This is a genomic window from Pseudomonas fluorescens (genome assembly GCF_001708445.1).
GTDB classification, from domain to species: Bacteria; Pseudomonadota; Gammaproteobacteria; order Pseudomonadales; family Pseudomonadaceae; genus Aquipseudomonas; species Aquipseudomonas gorinensis.
On the sequence record NZ_CP015637.1, the window covers coordinates 621476 to 637011 of the forward strand.

The window sequence follows — 15536 nt, forward strand, 5'->3', positions numbered from 1 at the left end:
TTTTTTCCCCGATGCCCGCAAGGAGAACACCATGTCCAACACGCTGTTTATTACTGGCGCCACCTCAGGTTTCGGCGAAGCCTGCGCCCGTCGGTTCGCCGAAGCCGGCTGGAAACTGGTGCTCACCGGTCGTCGTGCCGAGCGTTTGAACGCGCTGGTCGAAGAGCTTTCCAAGCAGACCGAAGTGCATGGCCTGGTGGTGGACGTCCGTGACCGCAAGGGCATGGAGGATGCCATCGCCAACCTGCCACCATCGTTCGCCACGCTGCGCGGCTTGATCAACAACGCCGGGCTGGCCGTGGGCACTGACCCTGCACCCAAGTGCAACCTCGACGACTGGGAAACCATGGTCGACACCAATATCAAGGGCCTGCTGACCACCACCAGCCTGCTGCTGCCGCGCCTGATCGCCCATGGGCGTGGTGCCGGGATCATCAACCTGGGCTCCATTGCCGGCAGCTACCCGTATCCAGGCAGCCACGTGTATGGCGGCTCCAAGGCGTTCGTGAAGCAGTTCTCGCTGAACCTGCGTTGCGACCTGCAAGGCACAGGCGTGCGCGTGACCAATATCGAGCCGGGCTTGTGCGAGAGTGAGTTCTCCCTGGTGCGCTTCGGTGGTGACCAGGCGCGCTACGACGCCACCTACGCCGGCGCCGAGCCCATCCAGCCGCAGGACATTGCCGACACCATCTTCTGGGTGCTGAACACCCCTGCGCACGTCAACATCAACCGGTTGGAGCTGATGCCGGTGAGCCAGACCTGGGCTGGGTTTGCGATTGAGCGTGGGGCTAAGGCCTAAGCCGCTTACGCCATACACTGTAGGAGCGAGCTTGCTCGCGAAAAACGTCAACGATGACGCGTGCATTCTGACTGCACGTGGCGCCCTCGGGTTTTTCGCGAGCAAGCTCGCTCCTACAATAAATGGCGGCAAATCGGTCAAAACAGGCCATAAGGTACACTCCACTCCTGAAAACCCCACCGCATCCAGCGGTTCAAAGGTTTTGACGGGAGGAATTGTGAGTAACCGAGGTGAGCAGTCGCTGCTCAAACAATCGACGATCCTGATGTTCGCTGTCGCGATCGCCGGGATTGTCACGGGTGTGGTTTCTGGCGCCCAATCCATTTTATTCGACGGCTTTTTCTCGCTGATCGCCACCGCCATCAAGGTGTTGATGCTGATCACGGCCAAGCTGATCGCCAAGAAAAGCAATGAGCGTTTCCAGTTCGGCTACTGGCACTTGGAGCCGATGGTATTGCTGATCGAAGGCAGCTTCCTGCTGCTGATCGCCATCTATGCGTTCCTTAACGGTGTGTTCGGCATTATCAATGGCGGGCGCGAGATCGAGTTGGGCCTGGTGATTATCTATGCCGCGGTATTTACCGTGGTCGAGTTCGCCTATTTCTTCTATGTGCGCTACCGCAACCGCAGGCTCAAGTCATCGCTGATCCAGTTCGACAACATCAGTTGGCTGGTGGACGCGATGCTTTCGGTGGGCTTGCTGGTCAGCTTTCTCGCCGCGCTGTTGCTTAAGTCCCAGGGCTATGGCGAGTGGGCGGTGTATGTCGACCCGTTGATCCTGATCCTGCTGGCCCTGAGCATGCTGGCGCCGGCCTTCAAGATCCTGCGCCCGGCCTTGCGCGAGGTGTTGGGGATTGCCCCGGACCACTTGGACGACAAGGTGCGTGAAGTGATGGACGCCGCCCAGGCCAGGCATGGTTTCGAAGACTACGTGTCCTACGTGCAAAAGCACGGACGGGCGCGGTTTATCGAGATTCATGTGGTGTTGCCGGCGGACTACCCGGTGGATAGCGTCGCGACCCTCGACGGGCTGCGCGAAGAGATATCCACAGGGCTGGGCACACCGGATGCGGCGCGCTGGTTGACGATCAGCTTTACCGGGGATCGCAAGTGGATTGCTTGATGGTCAGTTAGACCGAGTCGTCTGCATCGGGGGCTTGCCCCCGATGAGGCCCTGAAGGTCACCCGAGATGCTGGATCAAACCCTGATAACAGGTCGCCAAATGATAAGGCGTGGTCGACGGCATATCCCGCCGGCTCACGTCGCCTTTGGCATCCAGGCATTCATGCCAGCCTTTTTCATGCAGGAAATGCTGTTGCAGCGCGAGCAATTGGCGCTGCAGCACGGCCTCACTGCCAGGCCGCAAGGTCAGTGCCCGCAGGTATTCCGCCTGGGCCCAGATACGCTGGGTGCCGTCGCGCACCGTACCGTCGAGTGCCAGCATGCCGCTGACCGCCCCGGTCGCGCTATCCACACCCTTGTGCTCTGCGTAGGCAAACGCCCGCGTCAGTGACCCATGCAGTGGAGTGCCGCGCAGCACGGGCGACGATTCCAGCAAAAAGAACCACTCGAACTGGTGCCCCGGCTCAAACCAGTTATCCACAGCGCCCAGCGGTTTTTCCATCATCACGCCATGCTGGCGTTCGATAAAGCGCTGCTGCATGGCCGTCGCCAGGCTCAGCAGGGCCGCTTGCACGCCGGTATCCTCACGCACCGCCAGGGTGGCGAGGAAGCCTTCGGCCAGGTGCATCAGCGGGTTTTGCAGCGGGCCGGACTTGAGTGATGACCAGTTGCGCTCCAGCACCGCCTCGTACAGGCCATCGCCGTTGGCGAAGCGCTCGGCCACCACTTCCAGGGCGGCATTCAATACCGACTCCACCAGCGGCTCACGCACCTTGGCCCAGTAATGGGCGCAGGCAAAGATGATGAAGGCGTGGGTGTAGAGGTCCTTGCGTTTGTCCAGTGGCTGGCCGGCAGGGTCGATGCTGTAGAACCAGCCGCCATGTTCGGCATCGTGGAAATGCCGTTGCAGGGAGCGAAACAGCGCCGCTGCGCGTTCTTCGGCAAAGGCGGCACCGGGTACGCCGATCAGGCTGGCGAACAGGTACAACTGCCGTGCGCAAGCCATGGCGCGGTAGCGTTGCGGGGGCAAGGGCCGGTGATCGGCGTCCAGCGCCTCATAGGGTAACGTCAGCTCGGCATTCCAGCCCGGGCCCTGCCAGAGCGGCACGATCACGTCATGGAAGTGCGAGAGCACGGCATTCAAGGAAGACTGGGGGGTGGAGCTTGGAACGGTGGGCATCGGCTGGCGTCGTCACGGCAGGGGTGTAGGCGCGCATGGTAGCAGGCTTGGGATCAGTGGTGTCTGCGCCACCGCTATCGGGAGCAAGCTCCCTCCCACATTTGGATTTGTGAACACAGTCAAATGTGGGAGGGGGCTTGCCCCCGATGAGGCCCTTACAAACGGCGCAAATCAGCCCGCCAGCAACCACACTCCGGTCGCCGCCGAAGCCGCCCCGGCAACCCGCACCAACGGCGCCGCCGCAGCCGGCAGCCAGCGCACCAGCGCATACCCGGCGGCGTGCAGTGCAGCGGTCGCGCCGACAAACCCTGCGGCATACGCCCAAGGGCTCGACATGTCTGGCAGCTCAAGGCCATGGGCAACCCCGTGGAACAAGGCAAACACCGCCGTCGCCGCCACCGCCACGAACAACGGCGGACGCACTGCCAGCGCCACCGCCAGGCCCAGTGCCAGCACCGACGCGGCAATCCCGCTTTCCAGTGCCGGCAACCCCAGGCCCTCAAAACCCAGCACGCCGCCTATCAGCATGGTGCCCACAAACGTGCAAGGCAGGGCCCAACGCGCCGCGCCTTTTTGCTGCGCGGCCCACAGGCCTACCGCCACCATGGCCAGCAGGTGGTCGATACCGCCCAATGGATGGCTGATACCGGCCACCAGGCCGTTGTCGCCATGGCCCGGGTGAGCGAAGGCCAGGGCAGGGGTGAGCAGCAGGGCGGCGGCGCCGAAGAGTTTTTTCAGGCTCATGGACAGGTTCCTTAGGGTTGATCAGGCCGCGGTCAACAGACCTTGGCGTTCGATAAAGGCGACGATTTCTTCCAGGCCGACACCGGTTTTCTGATTGCTGAACACGAAGGGTTTGCCGTTGCGCATGCGCTGGGTGTCGCTGTTCATCAGTTCCAGCGAGGCGCCGACCAGCGGTGCCAGGTCGATCTTGTTGATCACCAGCAGGTCGGATTTGCAAATACCGGGCCCACCCTTGCGGGGCAGCTTGTCGCCGGCCGACACATCGATCACGTAGATGGTCAGGTCCGACAGCTCCGGGCTGAAGGTGGCCGACAGGTTGTCGCCGCCGGACTCCACCAGGATCAGGTCCAGGCCAGGGAAGCGGCGGTTGAGCTGGTCCACCGCTTCCAGGTTGATCGAGGCGTCTTCGCGGATCGCCGTGTGCGGGCAGCCACCGGTTTCCACGCCGATGATGCGCTCGGGCGCCAGGGCCTGGTTGCGCACCAGGAAGTCGGCGTCTTCGCGGGTATAGATGTCATTGGTGACCACCGCCAGGTTGTAGCGATCACGCAGCGCCAGGCACAGGGCCAGGGTCAGGGCGGTCTTGCCGGAGCCCACCGGACCGCCGATGCCGACGCGCAGAGGTTGTGTGTTCATGTGCTTCTCCAAAATAAAAGGCCTCCGACGTAAAAGGACCTATGAACGGAACAGGCGGCTGTACTGGCGCTCATGGGCCATGCATGCCAAGGACAGGCCGAAGGCGGCACTGCCAAAATGGTTGGGGTCGATGCGACCGGCGTCCTGTTGGGCCTGTTGCAGCAGCGGCAGCAGTTCGCTGGTCAGGCGCTGGGCGGCTTGCTGGCCGAGGGGCAGGGTTTTCATCAACACCGCCAATTGGTTTTCCAGCCAGCTCCACAGCCAGGCAGCCAGGGCATCGTCGGGGCTGATGCGCCAGGCGCGGGCGGCCAGGGCCCAACCGAGGGCCAGGTGGGGTTCGGTGTGTTGATCGAGCACTTCGCGAGCGTCGGCGTCGAGCTCGGGCAAGCCGTTGAGCAGTTGTTGCAGGGAGTAGCCCATCTGCCGGCTTTCCTGATACAGCTCGCGCGTCTCACGACTGGCGCGGTGTTCTGCGCACAACTGCGCCAACTGCGGCCAATCCTCGTCGGCGGCAGCACGGCAATGGGCAAGCAGCAGCGGGGCTTCGAAGCGTGCAAGGTTGAGCAGCAACTGGTCGCTGATCCAGCGTCGGGCGCTGTCGGCATCACTCACGCGGCCATTTTCCACGGCCATTTCCAGCCCCTGTGAATAGCTGTAGCCGCCAATCGGCAGTTGCGGACTGGCCAGACGCAACAGCGCCCAGGCTGGGTTCATAACCGTACGCCGAACTGGTGCAGCTTGGGCGGGTAGTTGAAATCTTCGTCGCCATGGCGCGAATGATGATGGCCGCCGCCATAGGCGCCATGTTCCGGCTGGAAGGGCGCTTCGATGGTTTGCGTGGTGGCACCCAGTTGATCGAGCATCGCCTTGAGCACGTAGTCGTCCAACAAGCGCAACCAGCCATCGCCGACCTGCAGGGCGACATGGCGATTGCCCAGGTGATAGGCGGCACGGGTCAGTTCAAACGCGCTGCTACAGGTGACATGCAGCAGTTGTTCAGGACGCGCGCAGACGCGTACGACACGTCCGTCTTCAGCTTGTAGGAATTCGCCATCGTGCAGCGGCGGTTGGCCACGCTCCAGAAACAGGCCGACATCTTCGCCGTCGGCACTGAAACAGCGCAGGCGGCTTTTGCTGCGCGCTTCGAAATTCAGCAGCAATTCAGCGGCCCAGAGGGCCTGCGGGGCGATTCGGCGGTGGATCACCAGCATCAGGAAACTTCCAGCTATGAGCGATGCAAGAGCTAGAGCAAGGGCCTTGCCAATCAGGCCGTGGAGTAGGAATTGCCTGTAGGTGCGTGGCAGTGCTGCCGAATAGGGCGTCAGAAAACTTCGTCAATGTTTCAAATTGGTGCGTCTCCCTGTTTATGGCACCAAATATGTGCGCTTCTCCTTGGGGCGGACGGGGGCTGCAGGAAATCTCTTTCATCTTTTTTATCGCTGAATTTTTTCGGATTTGTCCTACGTGCTCACAGGAATAGGAGTTCATCGGATTACCTGATCGTTGATTAGGATTTGCGCCGTGCTCAATCCACGACGGGTTCCACCATGTTCAAATCAATTGTGTGTGTATTCATTTTCGGCCTTTTCCTGGTCACCACGTCTTCATCGGCCAATATCCAGAAGCGCGCTGTCGCCCCTCTCAAGGTCGACACTGCACTGCCAGCCCTGTCACGCAAACCGTCCATCGACGATGTGATCGATCGCGCTCATGAGTTACTCGGCACCCCCTATAAATGGGGTGGGAATTCAGTCGAGCAGGGCTTCGATTGCAGCAGCTTCCTGGTGTACCTGTTCAAGACCCAGGCCAATATCCACCTGCCGCGTACCACGGCGGCGATGCATGGTTCGAAGGCCGCCACGATCAAGCGCAACGCCTTGAAGCCTGGCGACGCGGTATTTTTCAAAGGTAACGGGCGCGGGCGGGTGAGCCATGTCGGCCTCTACATAGGCGAGGGCAAATTTATCCATTCGCCACGGGCGGGCAAAACCGTGCGTATCGACTCGCTGAGCAACCGTTACTGGGACCGTAATTTCACCACCGCCAAGCGTTTCCACGCCGCGGGCTGAGGGACTTACTCCGTGCTGCCCAGGCCCTGCCAATGCTTGAGGCCGATAAAGATAAAGCGCAGTTGCTGGGTGATTTTCGCCTGGGGCGTGAGGTGAGCCGGGAGGGCCTGGGCGGGAGGGTCGATGATGTCGGGCAGGGTGGCGAACACGCTCTTGACGATCAGGTCGGCCATCACGTGCAAACCGTCGGCATCCAGGTGCTGGAGCTTGGGCATGTGGGTGAGGTCCGCCGCGAGGTCGCGGGTGATGTCTTCGCGCAGGGCACCGATGGCCTGGCGCACCGCCAGGCAGCCGCCATATTGTTCGCGGGCGAGGAACAAAAACTGCGAACGGTTGGCCGAGACCACATCGAGGAAGATCCGCACGGACGCATCGATGATGCCGCCCATCACGAATTCGTTATGGCGCACCAGGCGAATGGTGGCGCGGAAGGTCTGGCCGACTTCGCTGACCAGCACCAGGCCCAGCTGATCCATATCGGCAAAATGTCGATAGAACCCGGTCGGTACAATTCCGGCCGTCTTGGCCACTTCGCGCAGGCTCAGGCTGCCAAACCCACGGCCACACTCCATCAGATGGCGGGCTGCGTCCATCAAGGCGAGGCGGGTCTGTTGCTTCTGTTCGGCGCGGGGCAGCATGTGGGGGCGGGCTTTGTCGGCAAGTACAGCGACGCACTCTAGCAAAACAACTTCGTTGACGTCGAACTTGACGGCGAGGTGTGCAGGGGGAGATGTGACGCAGGCTACATAAAGTCAAAAGCCCGATCGGCTGATCGGGCTTTTTTCTGGGCCATCACAGGCTTAGCTCTGTGCTTGATGCAGTTCTTGCAGACGGTCAGCACCGCCTTCGGCAACGGTGTTGCGTTCTTGCAGACGGTCAGCGCCGCCTTCGGCTACGGTGTTGCGTTCCTGCAGACGGTCAGCTCCACCTTCAACCAGGCCTTTCTCTTCCAGGCGATTACGGCCATTTTCAGCGACGCCTTGGGTGTAGGCACGGTCGTTGGCTTGTTCAGCGCCGCCCTCTACCAGGCCTTTCTCTTCCAGGCGATTACGGCCATTCTCAGCAACGGCGCCTTTGGCGTAGTCGCGGTTTTCATCTTCTTGCGAACCGCTGCGAGCCAGGGTTTGGCTGGATTGAACGGCTTGGGCTTTATTCTGTGGGGTGGCCTGTTCCGCAGCTGGCAGGGCAAAGGCACTGGAAGCCAGGACAGACATCAGGACGGTAGCAAGGACTTGGCGTTTCATGATGGGTTGCTCCTTGGGAGGGCGATAAAGTGGGTACGGAGCTAATGCTACTCTCGATAAGTCGATATAAAAGTTCATAAACACAATGGTAATAATCAACAGAATTGATTGTTCTCGGCGGAGGCTCTAGAACGAGCCTCTCAAGCCCGCGGTTTTGCACCGGTGTGGGTATTTTCGACACGAACCTGGGTAACAATGGTGCGCCGTTGAAGATCAAATTTGCCTGGTCGGTCAGGAAAGCCGGTATCCGCGGGTTAAATCGTGCATCGGGTTAAACCCCCGTGTGGTTTACCAGTCGTAGTTTTATAGGCTGCTCTATAGGGGTAGCTCAGCCAGTCGTATTCAGGAGTCCTGTGCAATGACGCGCACTCGTAAAATCGTCGCTTGGAGCTGCGCCAGCTTCGTTCTATTAATTGCCATTGTGGCTCTGGTCCTGGTGTTCTTTGACTGGAATCGCATCAAACCCCCGCTCAATGCCAAGGTCTCCGAAGAGCTGCATCGTCCGTTCGCCATCAATGGCAACCTCGCGGTGGTGTGGCAGCGTGAGCCAGACGAAGGCGGTTGGCGTGCCTGGGTGCCGTGGCCCCATGTGATTGCCGAAGACCTGACCCTGGGTAACCCTGACTGGTCGAAAAAACCGCAGATGGTCACGCTCAAGCGCGTTGAACTGCGTATCTCTCTCCTGGCCTTGCTGGCCCAGCGTGTGGTGATCCCGCGCATCGACCTCACTGAGCCGAGCGCCGAGTTGCAGCGCCTCGCCGATGGCCGCGCCAACTGGACCTTCACGTTCGACCCCAAGGACCCCAGCGCCGAACCTTCCAGCTGGGTGGTGGACATCGGCACCATCGGCTTCGACAAAGGCCATGTGACCCTTGACGATCAAACCCTCAAGACCCAACTCGATGTGATCATCGACCCGCTGGGCCAGCCCATTCCGTTTGCTGAAATCGTCGGTGACGCCGATGCCAGGAAGGCCCTGGAAAAAGGCGCGGCCCCCCAGGACTACGCGTTTGGCCTCAAGGTCAAAGGCCAGTACCACGGCCAGAAACTCGACGGCACCGGCAAGATCGGCGGCCTGCTTGCCTTGCAGGACGCGGCCAAGCCGTTCCCGCTACAGGCCCAGGTGGACATCGCCGACACCCGTATCGCCCTGGCCGGCACCCTGACCGACCCACTCAACCTGGGCGCCCTCGACCTGCGCCTGAAACTTGCCGGCAGTAGCCTGGGCAACCTGTACCCATTGACCGGCGTCACCTTGCCGGATTCACCGGCCTACTCCACAGACGGCCACCTGATCGCCAAGTTGCACGAGGCCAATGGCGCGTCGTTCCGCTACGAAAACTTCAACGGCAAGATCGGCAACAGTGACATCCACGGCGACCTGGCCTATGTCGCCAGCCAGCCGCGCCCCAAGCTCAGCGGCACGTTGGTTTCCAACCAACTGCTGATGACGGACCTCGCGCCCTTGATCGGCGCCGACTCCAACGCCAAGCAAAAGGCCCGTGGTGGGATGAGCAAGCAACCGGCGAACAAAGTGCTGCCGGTGGAAGAGTTCCGCACCGAGCGCTGGCGTGTGATGGATGCCGATGTCGAATTCACCGGCAAACGCATTGTGCACAGCGCCGACTTGCCGTTCACCGACCTCTATACCCACCTGGTCCTCAACGACGGCGAGCTGAGCATGGAACCCCTGCGCTTCGGGGTGGCCGGTGGCAAGCTGGATGCGCAGATCCGCTTGAACGGCCGCACGGTGCCCATGGAAGGCCGGGCCAAACTGACCGCGCGTAACTTCAAGCTCAAGCAACTGTTCCCGACTTTCGAACCGATGAAAACCAGCTTCGGCGAACTCAACGGTGATGCGGATATTTCCGGGCGCGGCAACTCCGTGGCGGCGCTGTTGGGCACTTCCAACGGCGACCTGAAAATGTTGATCAACGATGGCGCCATCAGCCGTGGCCTGATGGAAATCGCCGGGCTCAACGTCGGTAACTACGTGGTGGGCCGCCTGTTTGGCGACAAGGAAGTCAAGATCAACTGCGCGGCGGCGGACTTTGGCATCAAGACCGGCCTGGCGACGACCCGGTTGTTTGTGTTCGATACCGAGAACGCCATCATCTACGTCGATGGCACTGCGAACATGGCCACCGAGCAGTTGGACCTCACCATCACGCCGGAGTCCAAAGGGTTCCGCCTGTTCTCGTTGCGTTCCCCGCTGTACGTCAATGGCCCGTTCATCAAGCCGAATGCCGGCGTCAAAGCCATCCCCCTGGCCCTGCGTGGCGCAGGCATGGTCGCACTGGGCGTGATCGCCGGCCCGGCCGCCGGCTTGCTGGCGCTGGTGGCGCCGAGTGGCGATGCGCCGAACCAGTGTGCGCCGTTGCTGCAACAGATGCGGGAAGGCAAGGCACCAAAGACGGTGAAAGGCTGACAGACCAAACCGCGAACAAAAATGGGGGAGGGGGGCCCCTGATGCCGTTCAGTTAAGCGTATATCGCCTTCTGTAGGAGCGAGGGGGACGCCTAGTTCTTGCTCGCGAAGAACGTCAACGATAACGCGTGTCTCCTGAATGAACGCGGCGCCTGTGAGTTCTTCGCGAGCAAGCTCGCTCCTACAAAAAAGCCATTAACTAAATGGCATTAGGGCTTGCCACAGGGGTTACAGGCTTTCCAGGATGTCGGCCATGTCATCGGCATGCTCTTCTTCCTGAGCCAGGATCTCTTCGAACAGGCGGCGCGTGGTCGGGTCTTTATCACCGATGTACTGGATGATCTCGCGGTAGCTGTCCACCGCAATCCGCTCGGCGACCAGGTCTTCGTAGACCATTTCCTTCAGCGTATTGCCGGCCACGTACTGCGCGTGGGAGTTTTTCGACAGCAGGTCCGGGTTGAACTCCGGTTCGCCGCCCAACTGCACGATGCGCTCGGCGAGTTTGTCGGCGTGTTCGGCTTCCTGGGTGGCGTGTTCGAGGAACTCCTCGGCGGCGATCTGGGCCTTGACGCCGCTGGCCATGAAGTAGTGGCGCTTGTAGCGCAGCACGCAGACCAGTTCAGTGGCCAGCGAGGCATTGAGCAGGCGAATGATCTCTTCGCGGTCGGCGTCGTAGCCCTCGGTCACGGCGCCGTTTTCGACGTTCTGGCGGGCGCGGCTGCGCAGGGTCGCAACGTCAGTCAGGTTTGCTTCAGTCATCTCAATCTCCTGGTGCTAATCCGGTTTTGCGCCACGCTCTGCTGGCGTGATCGCTCCCAGTTGTGAGTGCCGCGCAACGCAAAAAGTTTTATTGGATTTACTGGGCGGTGTCATCTGCTCGTCGCCGGATTGGGCTAGCCTGCGCCTATCCTGTATCGATCAAGGACGTTCGCCCCATGCCGCAGTCGTTAGCCACGCGTTACCCCTTGGTGTTGGTGCCCGGCATGCTCGGGTTCGTGCGCCTGGGGTGGTTTCCCTACTGGTATGGCATCGTCCCGGCGCTGCGGGCGGGTGGGGCGCAGGTGTTTGCGGTGCAGGTCGCGCCGCTGGATTCCAGCGAGGTGCGGGGTGAGCAGTTGCTGGCGCACATCGAGCGGATTCGCCGCGAGACCGGGGCCGATAAGGTCAACCTGATCGGCCACAGCCAGGGGGCGCTGACCGCGCGCTACGCGGCGGCCAGGGTGCCGGAGTGGGTGGCGTCGGTCACGTCGGTGGCCGGGCCCAACCATGGTTCGGAACTGGCCGACCATATCCACACCCATTACCCGGCCGAGAGCGTCAGGGGTCGGATCATGAGTGCCCTGTTCCATTGGGTCGCCTGGGTGATGGGTGTGCTGGAAACCGGCTATCGCGGGCCGCGCTTCAAGGCTGACTTGCACGCCTCGCACCATTCGCTCACCAGCGTCGGCGTGGCCGCGTTCAACCGTGCGTACCCCCAGGGCTTGCCAGCAACGTGGGGCGGGCAGGGGGCTGCCGAGGTCAATGGCGTGCGCTATTACTCGTGGTCCGGCACCTTGCAGCCGGGCAAGACCGACCGCGGGCGCAACCTGCTGGACGGGACGAATCGCAGCTGCCGCCTGTTCGCCCGCAGCTTCGTGCGCGAAAAGGGCCAGTGCGACGGCATGGTCGGGCGCTACAGCTCACACCTGGGCGTGGTGATCGGCGATGACTATGCGTTGGATCATTTCGATATCGTCAACCAGTCCCTGGGGCTGGTGGGCAAGGGGGCGGAGCCGATCCGGCTGTTCGTCGAGCATGCGCAGAGGCTCAAGGCGGCCGGGGTGTAGCAGGTGCGCCGCGAGAACCATCGCTCAGGCAGCGGCGCGTTGACGCCCGACCGGCGTGGTCCAGCGCTCCGACAAAATCACCCCGCCCAGGGTCAGCAAACCGCCCACCAGGTGATACAGCGCCAGCGCTTCTTTCAACACCAGCGCTGCGATCAGCGCGGTGATCAACGGCAGCAGGTTGAAAAACAGCGTCGTGCGGCTCGGCCCCAGGGTTTTCACCGAATGCATCCATGCCAGCGGCGCGAGCATCGAAGCCAGCAAACACGCATACAGCACCAGCGGAATATTCGCCCAGTCCAGGCCGGCTTTGGCTGAGAACAGGAACAGCGGAAACAGCACCAGCACCGCCACCAGCACCTGCAAGTACAGCAACACTAACGGCGGCAGGCGCAGTTGCCACTTTTTCAGCAAGGTGCTGTAGACCGCGTAGGCCAGGGTCGCCACCAGCATCATGCCGTCGCCCAGGTTGACCCCGTGTTGCAGCAGCGCCCCCAGGCTGCCGGCCGATACCACCACCACTACGCCGGCGAACGACAGCAGCGCACCGGTGAGTGCGCCGAAGGTCAGGCGCTGGCCCAGGCTGATGATCGCGGCGGTCAGCGCCATCAACGGCATCAGGGACAGGATGATGCCCATGTTGGTGGCCGAGGTCAGGGTGGCGGCGTAATAGGCCAGGCTTTGGTACACGGCCATGCCCAGCACACCGAGGATGAAGATCTTGCCCAGGTTGCGGCGGATGATCGGCCACTGGGCGAGCACCGGCTTGAGCATGAACGGCGTGAAGAGCACGGCCGCCAGCAACCAGCGGTAAAAGCCGATTTCAGCCGGGAAGATCGAACCCACGGCCAATTTATTGACCACGGTGTTGCCGGCCCAGATAAAAATGGCCAGCAGGGGATACGCGTATTGCATCGAAAGAAACCAGGTGGGTTGATGAGGCAGGATTATCCCCTGTCTGGATCGAAGCCTATACTGCGATCCAGACAACCGACCTTTGTATCCAGACAATATGCCCAGACATACCGTACGCCTTGCGGATTTCCCCCGGCTGCCGAGCCCGGTGTACTTCCGCTACTCCGATTTCGCCCCCGATACTGAATGCACGCCGCACCGGCATTCCTGGGGCTCGCTGGATTACTCGGCCAGCGGGGTGATGCGGATGGAGGTGGCCGGCAACCGCTTTATGTCGCCGCCGCAATACGCCGTGTGGATACCGCCGAATACCGAACACAGCTCCTACAATGCCCAGGCGATTGTCTATCGCTCGGTGGGCCTGGCCCCACAACTCTGCGAGCAACTGCCCAAGCAGCCTTGCACCCTGGCGATCAGCGAGATACTCAAGGCCATCCTCAGTGACTTCGCCCTGCGAGACGTCAACATCCCCCGCAGCGAGGCGGATATCCGCCTGGCCCAGGTGCTGGTCGACCAGCTCAAGCAGGCGCCGATCCACGATTGCTTCCTGCCCTACGCGCGCCACCCTGGGCTGCTTGGCGTGCTCGAAGGCATGCAGGCGGAACCCGGCGACAACCGCCCCCTGGCGCAATGGGCCGAGCAGGTGCACGTGAGCGAACGCACCCTGGCGCGCCAGTTCGTGCGCGAGTTGGGCATGAGCTTTGGCGAATGGCGCCAGCGCCTGCGTTACCTCGCCGCCATCGAAGCCCTCGACAGCCAGCGCAGCGTGCAACACGTGGCGTTTGACCTGGGCTACAGCAGCGCCTCGGCGTTTATCGCGATGTTCCAACGCCAGGCCGGCTGCACGCCAGAGCAGTACCGGCGGACGAATATCCGCAGCCGATGAAGATGTAACAAGGTTTGGCTACACTGCTGGGTAGGCCGTGCCTCCCGGCACGGTAACAGGGAGAAAACTCCATGAAGATGCTGCGTATTCCGTTGTTGATGATGGGCCTGCTGCTGTGTTCCCAGGGCTTCGCTGCTACTGCCCAGCAAAACAAGATGACCACCTGCAATGCCGAAGCCACCACCAAGACGCTCAAGGGCGACGAGCGCAAGGCGTTCATGAAAACCTGCCTGTCGGCGCCGGCGGCCAATGACGCGAAGACGCTCACGCCGCAGCAGCAGAAGATGAAGGATTGCAATGCGGACGCCAAGACCAAAGCCTTGACCGGTGATGCGCGCAAAACCTTTATGAGCACCTGCCTGAAGAAATAATAGCCCCAGGCCATAGAAGGCTGCGACACTCGCACACAGCCCCCTGTAGGAGCGAGCTTGCTCGCGAAGAACGCAATGGCCCCGCGTTTATTCAGAGTAAACGCGTTATCGTTGGCGACCTTCGCGAGCAAGCTCGCTCCTACAACATCCTTTAACGCAGTTCGTTTTGAGGCTGTATGCCAACGTTTTCTCAGCGTCACGTGTTATTGCTGGCCAGCTACATCATCATTTTCGGCGGGTTGTTGCTGGTATTGCCGCTGAAGTTGTTGCCCAGCCTGCTGGCCGGCCTGTTGGTCTTTGAACTGGTCAATATGCTCACCCCCCAACTGCAACGGCTGATCGAAGGCCGGCGCGCGCGCTGGCTGGCGGTGGCGTTGCTCGGCACCCTGATTGTCAGCGTGCTGGCCCTGATCTTCGCCGGCGCTATCAGCTTCCTGCTCCACGAGGCGGAAAACCCTGGGGCCTCCCTCGATAAATTCATGGGTGTGGTCGATCGCGCGCGCGGCCAGTTGCCGCCGTTTCTCGATGCCTACCTGCCCGCCAGCGCGGCTGAATTCCGCGTGGCGATTGGCGATTGGTTGAGCAAGCACCTGAGCGAACTGCAACTGGTCGGCAAAGACGCCGCCCACATGTTCGTCACCCTGTTGATCGGCATGGTGCTCGGCGCGATCATCGCGCTGCAGCGCGTGCCCGACGTGACCAAACGCAAACCCCTGGCCGCCGTGCTGTTCGACCGTCTGCACCTGTTGGTCCAGGCGTTTCGCAATATCGTCTTCGCGCAGATCAAGATCGCCGCGCTGAACACCGTGTTCACCGCGGTGTTCCTGGCCGTGGTGCTGCCCCTGTGTGGCATCCACCTGCCGCTGACCAAGACCCTGATCGTGCTGACCTTCCTGCTCGGCCTGCTGCCGGTGATTGGCAACCTGATGTCCAACACCCTGATCACCATCGTCGCGCTGTCGCTGTCGATCTGGGTGGCGGTAGCGGCGCTGGGGTATTTGATCGTGATCCACAAGGTCGAGTACTTCCTCAACGCGCGTATCGTCGGCGGGCAGATCAGTGCCAAGTCGTGGGAGTTGTTGTTGGCGATGCTGGTGTTTGAAGCCGCGTTCGGTTTGCCGGGCGTGGTGGCAGGACCGATTTACTACGCGTATTTGAAGAGCGAATTGAAGCTCGGCGGGATGGTTTGAAGGTGGGAGGGGAAGGGGCAACACTGTAATTGTGGTGAGCAGGCTGGCTTGTGGCGAGCGGGCTTGCCCCGCGTTGGGCTGCGAAGCGGCCCCAAAACCAGGCACCGCGGTGTGTCAGTTAAAAAGGCT

The 15536-nt window shown here is 61.5% G+C and carries 17 protein-coding genes; 8 read left to right on the forward strand and 9 right to left on the reverse strand.

The window, feature by feature from the left end; all coding sequences use genetic code 11:
- The first annotated feature begins 31 nt into the window (after positions 1 to 31).
- The gene (locus tag A7317_RS02645; RefSeq protein ID WP_024073113.1) at positions 32 to 799 is read left to right on the forward strand and encodes an SDR family oxidoreductase; all 768 of its coding nucleotides are present in this window, start codon (positions 32 to 34) and stop codon (positions 797 to 799) included.
- A gap of 217 nt (positions 800 to 1016) precedes the next feature.
- On the forward strand, positions 1017 to 1922 hold the full coding sequence (locus A7317_RS02650; protein ID WP_069075155.1) for a cation diffusion facilitator family transporter: 906 nt from the start codon (positions 1017 to 1019) through the stop codon (positions 1920 to 1922).
- 58 nt (positions 1923 to 1980) lie between these two features.
- Here A7317_RS02650 and A7317_RS02655 read toward each other — a convergent pair whose 3' ends face one another.
- From A7317_RS02655 to ureE, 5 genes are all read right to left on the reverse strand, one after another.
- Positions 1981 to 3102 carry an AGE family epimerase/isomerase gene (locus A7317_RS02655; protein WP_024073115.1) on the reverse strand — a complete coding sequence of 374 codons (1122 nt, stop codon included), beginning with the start codon at positions 3100 to 3102 and terminating at the stop codon, positions 1981 to 1983.
- Between the two features lie 171 nt (positions 3103 to 3273).
- Positions 3274 to 3846 (reverse strand): HupE/UreJ family protein, encoded by a 573-nt coding sequence (locus A7317_RS02660; protein ID WP_024073116.1) that lies wholly within the window; start codon positions 3844 to 3846, stop codon positions 3274 to 3276.
- Positions 3847 to 3867: 21 nt separating this feature from the next.
- Positions 3868 to 4482, reverse strand: coding sequence for an urease accessory protein UreG (ureG, locus tag A7317_RS02665; protein WP_012721947.1), 615 nt, complete (start codon positions 4480 to 4482; stop codon positions 3868 to 3870).
- Between the two features lie 39 nt (positions 4483 to 4521).
- Positions 4522 to 5196 carry an urease accessory protein UreF gene (locus tag A7317_RS02670; RefSeq protein ID WP_069075156.1) on the reverse strand — a complete coding sequence of 225 codons (675 nt, stop codon included), beginning with the start codon at positions 5194 to 5196 and terminating at the stop codon, positions 4522 to 4524.
- Positions 5193 to 5693: an urease accessory protein UreE gene (gene ureE / locus A7317_RS02675; RefSeq protein WP_024073118.1), complete on the reverse strand. Its 501-nt coding sequence runs from the start codon at positions 5691 to 5693 to the stop codon at positions 5193 to 5195. The genes A7317_RS02670 and ureE overlap by 4 nt, the downstream gene beginning before the upstream one ends.
- Before the next feature lie 336 nt (positions 5694 to 6029).
- Between ureE and A7317_RS02680 the strand changes: the two genes are divergently transcribed.
- A complete protein-coding gene (locus A7317_RS02680) occupies positions 6030 to 6551 on the forward strand; it encodes a C40 family peptidase (RefSeq protein WP_024073119.1) in 522 nt (173 codons plus the stop codon).
- 5 nt (positions 6552 to 6556) lie between these two features.
- On the opposite strand, the gene A7317_RS02685 is transcribed toward A7317_RS02680, so the two are convergent.
- Entirely contained in the window at positions 6557 to 7189 is a 633-nt protein-coding gene (locus tag A7317_RS02685) for a TetR family transcriptional regulator (RefSeq protein WP_024073120.1), read from the reverse strand.
- Between the two features lie 162 nt (positions 7190 to 7351).
- Positions 7352 to 7795 carry a hypothetical protein gene (locus A7317_RS02690; RefSeq protein WP_069075157.1) on the reverse strand — a complete coding sequence of 148 codons (444 nt, stop codon included), beginning with the start codon at positions 7793 to 7795 and terminating at the stop codon, positions 7352 to 7354.
- 358 nt (positions 7796 to 8153) lie between these two features.
- Between A7317_RS02690 and A7317_RS02695 the strand changes: the two genes are divergently transcribed.
- Positions 8154 to 10223 carry an AsmA family protein gene (locus A7317_RS02695; protein WP_024073122.1) on the forward strand — a complete coding sequence of 690 codons (2070 nt, stop codon included), beginning with the start codon at positions 8154 to 8156 and terminating at the stop codon, positions 10221 to 10223.
- Between the two features lie 227 nt (positions 10224 to 10450).
- Here the strand turns inward: A7317_RS02695 and A7317_RS02700 are convergent, their stop codons facing one another.
- On the reverse strand, positions 10451 to 10981 hold the full coding sequence (locus A7317_RS02700) for a ferritin-like domain-containing protein (RefSeq protein ID WP_024073123.1): 531 nt from the start codon (positions 10979 to 10981) through the stop codon (positions 10451 to 10453).
- Positions 10982 to 11157: 176 nt separating this feature from the next.
- Here A7317_RS02700 and A7317_RS02705 point away from each other — a divergent pair, with 176 nt between their 5' ends.
- Complete coding sequence (locus A7317_RS02705) at positions 11158 to 12048, forward strand: esterase/lipase family protein (RefSeq protein ID WP_024073124.1); 891 nt, start codon at positions 11158 to 11160, stop codon at positions 12046 to 12048.
- A 24-nt stretch (positions 12049 to 12072) separates the two neighbouring features.
- On the opposite strand, the gene A7317_RS02710 is transcribed toward A7317_RS02705, so the two are convergent.
- Positions 12073 to 12960 carry a DMT family transporter gene (locus tag A7317_RS02710; RefSeq protein WP_069075158.1) on the reverse strand — a complete coding sequence of 296 codons (888 nt, stop codon included), beginning with the start codon at positions 12958 to 12960 and terminating at the stop codon, positions 12073 to 12075.
- 97 nt (positions 12961 to 13057) lie between these two features.
- Here A7317_RS02710 and A7317_RS02715 point away from each other — a divergent pair, with 97 nt between their 5' ends.
- The 3 genes from A7317_RS02715 (at position 13058) to A7317_RS02725 (ending at position 15407) form a co-directional block, all read left to right on the forward strand.
- Positions 13058 to 13846, forward strand: a complete 789-nt coding sequence (locus tag A7317_RS02715) for an AraC family transcriptional regulator (protein WP_024073126.1) — start codon at positions 13058 to 13060, stop codon at positions 13844 to 13846.
- Between the two features lie 71 nt (positions 13847 to 13917).
- Entirely contained in the window at positions 13918 to 14217 is a 300-nt protein-coding gene (locus tag A7317_RS02720) for a PsiF family protein (protein WP_024073127.1), read from the forward strand.
- Positions 14218 to 14393: 176 nt separating this feature from the next.
- Positions 14394 to 15407, forward strand: coding sequence for an AI-2E family transporter (locus tag A7317_RS02725; RefSeq protein ID WP_024073128.1), 1014 nt, complete (start codon positions 14394 to 14396; stop codon positions 15405 to 15407).
- Positions 15408 to 15536 lie beyond the last annotated feature (129 nt).